The following is a 9,075-nucleotide window of genomic DNA, read 5'->3' as shown; positions in this document are numbered from 1 at the left end:
ATCTAGGGAGTAGGGTTTCATTGTTCTCTTTCTTACCACCTCTAATATTGTACCTAATCGTTAAGCAAAGTGCTGTAAGCTTCGGGGAACTTAAGGATTCGCTGGGGGGGATTGATGAATTAACCTTGTTTCCCGATACAAAGTTTATTGAATATATTTCAAAAGCTTTCAAAATGATAGAATGCGATGGAAGTATGATTCAATGCACTGGTATTGATGACAAAGTATTTAATAATTTTGAAAAACATCTGGCTGGCTTCATCAAGAACGAGCTTAATAACTTGAGTCGTGAAAAAAATAATGTTGATTATTTACTTCAGCAAGCTATTGACGATATTCAAAAGCTGAAAGAAGGACAAGATCCTCAATACAATTTTGAACTCAGTCCTCACATCTATTTAATCAGGTATTTCCTCGATAACGTTTATTGTACATATCTAGCTTGGTTCCTGATTTACAAGGCTGGATTATTACCAACTAAAGTTAATATCCTTGATATAGCGGCGGGGCCGGGTACTGTTGCTTACGGACTCGGTTTGTTGCTGCAAAGCAGTAGCGACTTTTTTTCAATGCCACCAATGCACATATCCTACTACTCTCTGGAACAGCAAAAAGCTTTTCAATATCGCGGGCTCCAGTTTTGGCGACAGTACATGGAACCGCACGCGATGAATGCTTACTTTCGTTTTGACACTTCTAGTATCTTTGATGGGGAAAATCAATATAAAAGACTACCGAAAAAATTCTTTGATTTTATAGTAATTTCTCACTGTTTTTTTAACGATGAGGAGAGAAGAGAAAAATCCCTTCAGATTTACAAGGATATATTTACAAACAGCCTGACTGATGCGGGTTACGTATTGCTAATTATTCAAGAAAAAAAGCTGCTTAAACCTTACAATATTCGTCAAATTGATGATTGCCAACAGGAGCTAAGTGTCGTACAACAATTTGTTGATGAGCTGGGTTTAAAGTTAGTGTGGTATAAATATTTACGTTCAACAGGTAGCAGGACATCTCATCCTAACTTTGGAAAGTTTGCTAGAGAAAATTTATCAGTTCAGAAATTTATAAGTCCACTTTTCCGCCAGCACTTTAAGTTACCTTATGACTTAAATTATTCAGTTGATGACTATGTAATTTTAGCAAAAAAATAAGTACAAAATAGTTAAAATTTGTGAGATAGTTTTTGACCTTTTTTGTTGCTTTTTTAGACGAATGCGAGCTGCGAGGTAGGGGTTGAAACCCCTGCCTGACTGTCTGACTGGCTCAGTGACCGATCATCCAAGGTCGTCCCCCTCGGTGTTCGCGATTCCGCTGCGGTTTTGGTTCCTCAGAACGCTTAACTACCTGCGGTTCCCGATTTTCTTGACCTTTCAACCGCAGCTTTCCAGTTAGAATCATCGGCGGCGAAAAGATGCGTTTAGCAACTGTTTCGCAACTCGGGCAAAGCACCGGTATATCTGCTTCTGCAAGAGGGCGCCACTTATCAAAAATGCCGCAAGTTTCACACTTAAAATCGTAAAGAGGCATATCAATTTTTGATGGTAATTGTGGATGCAATCACTAGGCGGCGGACAGCGCCCGCCCTACTAATTGAGGAATTAAGCAAGAAAGCAGTTTTTAGACTATGTGTGTGGGTAAGGTGCGCTTCGGCGCACCCTACAAAAGCGAATCTGTGCGTAATTCCTGTAATTAAGACGGCAGAATATCCATCTGGAAAATTTCTGTCGGTAAAGCAATGGTGCAGCAAGCATTGGGAATATCCACAATGCCGCTGATGCGACCCTCAACCGGAGCACAACTTAAGAGCAAATACGCTTGTTCTCCGGTAAAACCAAACTTTTTCAAATATTCGATCGCATTCAAACAAGCTCGGCGATAAGCAACGTGGGCATCCATATAATACTGCTGACCCGTAAATTCATCAACAGAAATCCCTTCAAAAACGAGGTACTCAGAATAGCGGGGTTCCACCGGCCCGGGTTTGAAAATCGGGTTGACCATCGCGTATTTATCCATGCCACCTTTGATAATATCAACGTGGAGGTCGATGTACCCCGACATTTCAATTGCCCCGCAGAATGAAATCTCCCCGTCTCCTTGAGAAAAGTGAATATCTCCCATCGAAAGTTTCGCGCCTTCGACATAAACCGGGAAATAAATTCTCGAACCCCGCGACAGGTTTTTAATATCGCAATTGCCGCCGTGTTCTCGGGGAGGAACTGTGCGCGCCGCTTCGGCAGCAACTCGCTCGAATTCTGCCCCTTGCAGCGACCCCAAAACTGCATTCTTGGGGTTCGGCAGTGCTGCTAAAGGCGGCACTCTATCGGGATTTGTTGCTACTAATTCCGCTTCCCGTTTGTTCCATTTATTCAACAATTCCTGAGAAGGAGCGCAGCCGATTAAACCCGGATGAGTAATCCCAGCAAACCTAACTTTTGGTATGTGTCGGGAAGCTGTATAAATTCCCTGAAAATCCCAAATTGCTTTAGCAGCAGTCGGAAAATGTTCGGTCAAGAAACCGCCGCCGTTTTCTTTAGCAAAAATTCCCGTAAAACCCCATTCGTCTCCTTGCAAAGCTCCGATGTCGAGAATATCGACTACTAAAATATCCCCCGGCTGCGCGCCGTTAACGTAAATTGGCCCGCTCAAAACGTGAACTACTGTTAAGTCTACATCGCGAATGTCGTCGGGATTGTCGTCATTTTTAATTTGTCCGTCTGTCCAGTCTTTGCACTCAATGCGAAATACATCCCCGGGATTGACGGAAACTACTGCTGGAATATCTGGATGCCAGCGATTGTGACCGACTAATTCCTGTTCTAACATCGGTTTGGTCAAATCAACTTTGAAGAGAACTTGAGGCATATTATGCACTCCTCTAGTTACTGATTTTTACGTGGTACGCGCATCTTCGCCGATCTGATGGTTGATAAATGTAAATTATTATACTAATAAGTGCAGAAACCAAAAATATTTTAGATAACGATTATCATTATTTAAGTAATTGCAGGGAAGCCCCGCAGTCGTGGTATGTTTTTGATGGGGAATGTTTTTAAATTAAAAAATTAGTGACTGAAAATTTGACCAAACAACATATAGATCAAGTTGAAAATAGATGGCACGGCCGCCTGAATTTAGCCTACGCCAACCGCAGCGGTGCAACTCAAATCATTCACAATCAAATGCAAGCGCCCCTCAAGGTGCAGCGTCCGTTTTATCCTGAAGGGAAAGAGATTTGCCACAGCGTCATTTTGCACACGGCTGGGGGAGTTGTCGGGGGCGATCGACTTTCCAGCCATTTTAACCTCCAACCCAACGCCCAAGCCTTGATTACCAGCGCCGCTGCTAGTAAAATCTATCGTAGCAGTGGACTAGAATCACAACAAAATATCGACATTCAACTAGATATCGGTGCTAATTTAGAATGGCTGCCCCAGGAAACAATAGTTTTTGACGGCGCAATATATCGGCAAAATTTGCGAGTAGAATTAGCACCAACAGCGAGAATTTTACTGTGGGAAATTACCCGATTTGGACGCAGTGCTAGGGGCGAAAAGTTCGTGTCTGGAGAATGGATTTCGCACACCGAAGTCTGGCAACAAAACAGCCCTTTATGGATTGACAGACAATTGCTCAAAGGTGGAGAAAAAATGCTCGAAAGTCCTCACGGACTCGCAGGAAAACCCGTAGTCGCTACCCTCGCTTGGGTAGGCGAACCCGTCACCACAGAGTTCGTGGAAAAAGTGCGAGATTTGCCATCGGAGGCAACAATTTATCCTGGTAATTCCACCGTCGGCGTCACTCGTATTCCTAACGGTTTGCTGTGCCGATATCGCGGTTCATCCACCACCGCAGCGAGAGAATGGTTTGTCAGCATTTGGCACTTGCTGCGCTTATCTTTTTCAGAACGCCCTTGCTGTTTGCCCAGAGTTTGGATAAAATAGGATGAGCTTTGAGTTTCAATGTATAGTTCCCCTCCTAACTCGATTATTTATCTCTCTCTTCTCTGACTCTGCGCCCTCTGCGCCCTTTGCGGTTAAATCATTCACAAAAAACCGTAAAAGATATGATAATCAAATAATGCGATCGCACTTACAAGAATAAAAATGCAACTCACCCCCCAAGAAAAAGACAAGCTGCTGATTTTCACCGCCGCCCTGGTAGCAGAGCGCCGGAAACAAAGAGGTTTAAAATTAAACTATCCAGAAGCACTAGCATACATTTCCGCAGCCATTTTAGAAGGAGCCAGAGACGGTCTCACCGTCGCCGATTTAATGAGTTATGGAACTACTCTCCTGACGCGGGAAGATGTGATGGAAGGGATACCAGAAATGATTCATGAAGTCCAGGTTGAGGCGACTTTTCCCGATGGAACTAAACTCGTTACAGTACACGATCCGATCCGTTAAAAAAATCAACCACACCGACTCACAGGAGGAAAAAATGATTCCAGGAGAAATGATTGTTTCAGCAGGCGAAATAGAACTAAATGCAGGGCGTGAAACAGTGCGGTTGCGGGTAGGAAATAAAGGAGATAGACCTATACAAGTTGGTTCACACTATCACTTTTATGAAGCAAACGAAGCCTTAGAATTTAATCGACAACAAGCAAAAGGAATGCGATTGGATATCCCCGCCGGTACAGCAGTCAGGTTTGAACCCGGAGATGAAAAGGAAGTGCAATTAGTACCTTTTGTAGGTACTCGTGAAGTCTACGGCTTTAATGGAAAAGTGAACGGTAATCTGGATGCTGAAGTATGAAGCTAGATGACCGTTCACGATTGTTGATTTTGGAATTTAAAACTTTTTAACTTCAAAGTTCTGCCAGTTTCCCAAAAAAATGCAACTCTAGGAAATATCCACACCATGATAGTAATAAGTCATCCGCCATCCCTAATCTAACATGGTATCACTTCCAGCCCTATGCCTGGAGAGTTACAAAGCCATCTCACAACTTTTTCTCTGCCTTGTGTATAAGTGCCTTCTGGCTTTTTTTGTTAGTTCAACCTCCGACTTTTGAGCGAGTTAAAATTTGTACAGGACCATCTACAGTGGTTGTAAAAAATGCAAAGATATAAACTGCAAAGATCTACAGCAAAAGTGCGTGATGAACCCAAAATTAGTTGACCAGATCAAACAGAGATTGAAGCAGAGCTTGCTGGCAACATCTAGACGTGTCTGGAGAACCCCGTTAGATCGGAGTACCAGCATCAAATTGTTAGATGACAGCATCGTTTACAAAAAGCAACACCAACCTATCAATATACCCGCATTAACCTCGGTAAACAAAGTGCCTTCTCGGTTTTTTGCCGCCGAAAAAACCGTGTCTTTTGACCCAGATTATGTTTGGAAGATTTCCCTCAATCAAAAAATAAATTCTCTAACTATTTGTACGTCGGGCAACACGCTGCTGAATAACAAGTTGCTTTTAGACTTGGATTTTCGGATTAGCGGTGCGGGCATTCTGGAATGGCCTTACAAACCTAACCAAATTACCTATCCGCTGGTAGTTGCTCCTTGGTCGCATTTGTGGTGTAGTTATTATGATTATGTGATTTTTGTGCTGGCTAAACTTTGTCGAATTGAGGAGGCTTTAGGTAAGGAAATTTGGCAAGAAGCTAAAATTTGTTATCCTTTACGACATACAGATTTTGAGTTGGGCTTTATGACCAAACTCGGTATTCCTGAAAGTTCACTAATCGACACTCGGGCTAGAGATACGGGATATCATGCAGAAAGTGTGGTGGTGGGAAACAATCAAGACTGGTATTTTCCCAGTCCTTACGATATAGAGCTTTTGCGGAAAAAATTCTGTCTTAAGGAAAAGGTAAAGCCTTATAGAAAACTTTATCTGTCTAGAAGCGGCCGGCGCAAGGTTAAAAATGAAGTACAAGTGCGAGAGGTTTTGAAAGAATTTAATTTTGAAATTTTGGAAGATATCTCGCGCACTGTTGATGAACAAATTCGTCTGTTTGCAGAAGCGGCGGTGGTTGTCGGCCCTCACGGGGCTGGTTTTACAAATTTGCTGTGGTGTCAGCCGGGAACGAAAGTATTGGAATTCTTTTATGGAGGGTACACTCCGCCATATTTTTATTACATTTGCCAGCTATTGGGATTAGAATACTCCCGTATGGTTGATGACAACAATGTAGCGGAAGATTGGAGTTTGATTGGCATGGATATGACGGTGGATGTGGAGATTTTGAAAAGGGAAATCCCGAAAATGTTGGAGTAAATTTGCCCCTTGATAGCATTGGGGATTTTAGATTGGCAAGAAGTGATGCCTATCAGGGTTTTAAAGCTTGCGTAATGTTGTATTTTTTTACTGTTTTAGATTGAGGAACTTATCACATACTATAATTCAAGTGGGTCTCAACTGCTAACTAAAAATTGATTAATATTAGGAGCGAGCATGAGTTACAGAATGGAGCGCCGCGCTTACGCGGAAACCTTCGGACCGACTGTGGGCGATCGCGTCCGGTTAGCCGATACAGAATTATTCATAGAAGTTGAAAAAGACTTCACAACCTACGGGGATGAAGTTAAGTTTGGCGGTGGCAAAGTCATTCGCGACGGCATGGGACAGTCGCCAATTTCTAATGCAGACGGCGCTTTTGATACGGTAATTACTAATGCTTTAATATTAGACTGGTGGGGAATTGTTAAAGCAGATGTCGGCATTATAGACGGCAAAATTTACAAAATTGGTAAAGCCGGAAATCCTTATATTCAAGATAGGGTAGATATTATTATCGGGCCTGGTACTGAAGTAATTGCCGGTGAAGGAATGATTCTGACTGCCGGGGGAATTGACAGTCACATTCACTTTATTTGCCCGCAACAAATAGAAGTGGCGATCGCCTCTGGAATCACGACAATGATCGGCGGTGGCACTGGCCCCGCAACGGGTACAAACGCCACAACGTGCACTCCCGGGCCTTGGCATATGTACAGAATGCTGCAAGCTGCTGACGCTTTCCCCGTAAATCTAGGATTTTTAGGTAAAGGAAATAGCAGTCAACCGCAAGGATTAATTGAACAAATATTAGCCGGTGCAATGGGTTTGAAACTCCACGAAGATTGGGGAACTACACCAGCAACGATCGACACTTGTTTGAATGTAGCTGACGAGTACGATGTGCAAGTGGCAATTCACACAGATACTCTCAATGAAGCGGGATTTGTGGAAGCTACAATTGCTGCTTTCAAAAATCGTGCTATTCACACCTACCACACCGAAGGTGCTGGTGGCGGACACGCACCGGATATTATTAAAGTGTGCGGACAAGCTAATGTTTTGCCCTCGTCAACTAACCCTACTCGCCCTTACACTGTCAATACTTTAGAAGAACATTTAGATATGTTGATGGTTTGCCATCATTTGGATCGAGGCATTCCTGAAGATGTGGCTTTTGCTGAATCGAGAATTAGAAGGGAAACTATTGCTGCTGAGGATATTCTCCACGATTTAGGTGCGTTTAGTATGATTTCTTCTGATTCTCAGGCGATGGGAAGAGTGGGAGAGGTGATTATTCGGACTTGGCAAACGGCACACAAAATGAAGGTTCAAAGGGGAATTTTGAACGGGCAAGATGCCCGTTCCACAGGTGATTTAGACGGGCAAGATGCCCGTTCCCCAGGGGGAGAAAATGACAATTTTCGGGTGAAGCGCTACATTGCAAAATATACCATTAATCCGGCAATTACTCACGGAATTAGTCAGTATGTCGGTTCGGTGGAAGAGGGGAAATTGGCGGACTTGTGTTTGTGGCGGCCGGCTTTTTTTGGGGTGAAACCGGAACTGGTAATTAAAGGAGGGGCGATCGCCTACGGGCAGATGGGAGATGCTAACGCCAGCATTCCGACGCCGCAACCGGTGCATATGCGGCCGATGTTTGGCAGTTTTGGCGGGGCGATAGGGGCGACTTGTCTGACGTTTGTTTCGCAGGCTGCGCGCGATCGAGATATTGCCGCACAGCTCGGTTTGCAAAAGCCCACTGTAGCAGTTTCCGGGACGCGACAAATTAGCAAAAGAGACATGAAACTCAACGATTATTTGCCACAAATGGAAGTCGATCCAGAAACTTATGAAGTCAGGGCGGATGGGGAATTGTTAACTTGCGAACCGGCAACTGTTTTGCCAATGGCGCAGCGATACTTTTTGTTTTGATGCTAAATCTGTTGTAAATAGGTGATTCGCTCATCAACCTCTTATTTTTCGTAGAAACGGGTTGATGAGCGTAATTACTAACAAATAAAATGTCCTTGAGTTCGCAGGAAGTGAACCAAGTATTCTGAATATGATTTTATTGGGATAAATTGAGCGATCGCACTATCAAGCCCTGACACAAAAACCAAAAATAAAGTGCAATATTAATTCCGCTCCACAGCTTCGGTATTCCCTCCAGCAAGCTCGAAATTATCTCGTTTTTTAAAGGCAGCGCTTCTGCAAAAAAGGCAACAAATAACAAACCAACGCCACTCAGCAGTAAAACATAGGGAGTCGAGCGAATTTGTCTCCGAAAAGCTAATCCGTATGCAACAGCCAGCACGGCGTAAAATATGACAATTGTCACTTTCGGGAAACCCGCACGTCCCAGATGAACGTGGGTGCGAAAAACTTCATTGAACAGAAAGCAACCGGCAAACAGTGCCGAATATAAAATAAATCGATTTTCTGGGCGCTCTGGTTGAATAATTCTCAGCAATCCAAAGGTAAAAGCGCACACCATTACCGATAAATAAAATAACATTTGAAACGCCAAAAAAAAGAAACCTGCACCCGGATACGTGGCAGAGCAAGGGGGCAAAAATAACCCTTTTACCGAAGAACCAAATAAACTCAGACACGCCGTCACTAGCCCAACTAGCACTAAAGTTAAACTATTGAACAACAAGACAGTTCTGTAATTTGCCATAATTAATAACTAAAAGCCAACAACAGTATATTGCGCGTCAAACCATTTTTTGCTAGGGCTTGTTTACGGGGGTTCAGAAACCGGGTTTTTTACGAAAATACTGCGTTGTGACCCGCAAATTCGGTAAAAAACCCGGTTGCTCTGTCGGAGT

9 protein-coding genes are annotated in these 9,075 nt (G+C 43.4%); 6 read left to right on the top strand and 3 right to left on the bottom strand.

Annotated features, from left to right (window positions below):
• A partial coding sequence (locus QUA23_RS17125) for a photosystem II assembly protein (RefSeq protein ID WP_333077251.1) occupies nucleotides 1–1,157 on the top strand: 1,157 nt, incomplete at its 5' end.
• Between the two features lie 112 nt (nucleotides 1,158–1,269).
• On the opposite strand, the gene QUA23_RS17120 is transcribed toward QUA23_RS17125, so the two are convergent.
• Nucleotides 1,270–1,533, bottom strand: coding sequence for a zinc ribbon domain-containing protein (locus tag QUA23_RS17120; RefSeq protein ID WP_333077252.1), 264 nt, complete (start codon nucleotides 1,531–1,533; stop codon nucleotides 1,270–1,272).
• Between the two features lie 162 nt (nucleotides 1,534–1,695).
• Nucleotides 1,696–2,871 carry a formamidase gene (fmdA, locus tag QUA23_RS17115; RefSeq protein ID WP_333077253.1) on the bottom strand — a complete coding sequence of 392 codons (1,176 nt, stop codon included), beginning with the start codon at nucleotides 2,869–2,871 and terminating at the stop codon, nucleotides 1,696–1,698.
• A 203-nt stretch (nucleotides 2,872–3,074) separates the two neighbouring features.
• Between fmdA and QUA23_RS17110 the strand changes: the two genes are divergently transcribed.
• From QUA23_RS17110 to ureC, 5 genes are all read left to right on the top strand, one after another.
• A complete protein-coding gene (locus tag QUA23_RS17110) occupies nucleotides 3,075–3,950 on the top strand; it encodes an urease accessory protein UreD (protein WP_333077255.1) in 876 nt (291 codons plus the stop codon).
• Between the two features lie 162 nt (nucleotides 3,951–4,112).
• Nucleotides 4,113–4,415 carry an urease subunit gamma gene (gene ureA / locus QUA23_RS17105; protein WP_333077256.1) on the top strand — a complete coding sequence of 101 codons (303 nt, stop codon included), beginning with the start codon at nucleotides 4,113–4,115 and terminating at the stop codon, nucleotides 4,413–4,415.
• A gap of 34 nt (nucleotides 4,416–4,449) precedes the next feature.
• A complete protein-coding gene (locus QUA23_RS17100; protein ID WP_333077257.1) occupies nucleotides 4,450–4,767 on the top strand; it encodes an urease subunit beta in 318 nt (105 codons plus the stop codon).
• 346 nt (nucleotides 4,768–5,113) lie between these two features.
• Nucleotides 5,114–6,241 (top strand): glycosyltransferase family 61 protein, encoded by a 1,128-nt coding sequence (locus tag QUA23_RS17095; protein WP_333077259.1) that lies wholly within the window; start codon nucleotides 5,114–5,116, stop codon nucleotides 6,239–6,241.
• A gap of 177 nt (nucleotides 6,242–6,418) precedes the next feature.
• A complete protein-coding gene (gene ureC, locus QUA23_RS17090; RefSeq protein ID WP_333077260.1) occupies nucleotides 6,419–8,176 on the top strand; it encodes an urease subunit alpha in 1,758 nt (585 codons plus the stop codon).
• Nucleotides 8,177–8,312: 136 nt separating this feature from the next.
• On the opposite strand, the gene QUA23_RS17085 is transcribed toward ureC, so the two are convergent.
• A complete protein-coding gene (locus QUA23_RS17085; protein WP_333077261.1) occupies nucleotides 8,313–8,924 on the bottom strand; it encodes a hypothetical protein in 612 nt (203 codons plus the stop codon).
• Nucleotides 8,925–9,075: the final 151 nt, after the last annotated feature.

The organism is Microcoleus sp. Pol1C5 (genome assembly GCF_036701115.1).
In the GTDB taxonomy this organism is placed as follows: domain Bacteria; phylum Cyanobacteriota; class Cyanobacteriia; order Cyanobacteriales; family Microcoleaceae; genus Microcoleus.
This window is presented reverse-complemented; position numbering and strand designations above follow the sequence as displayed.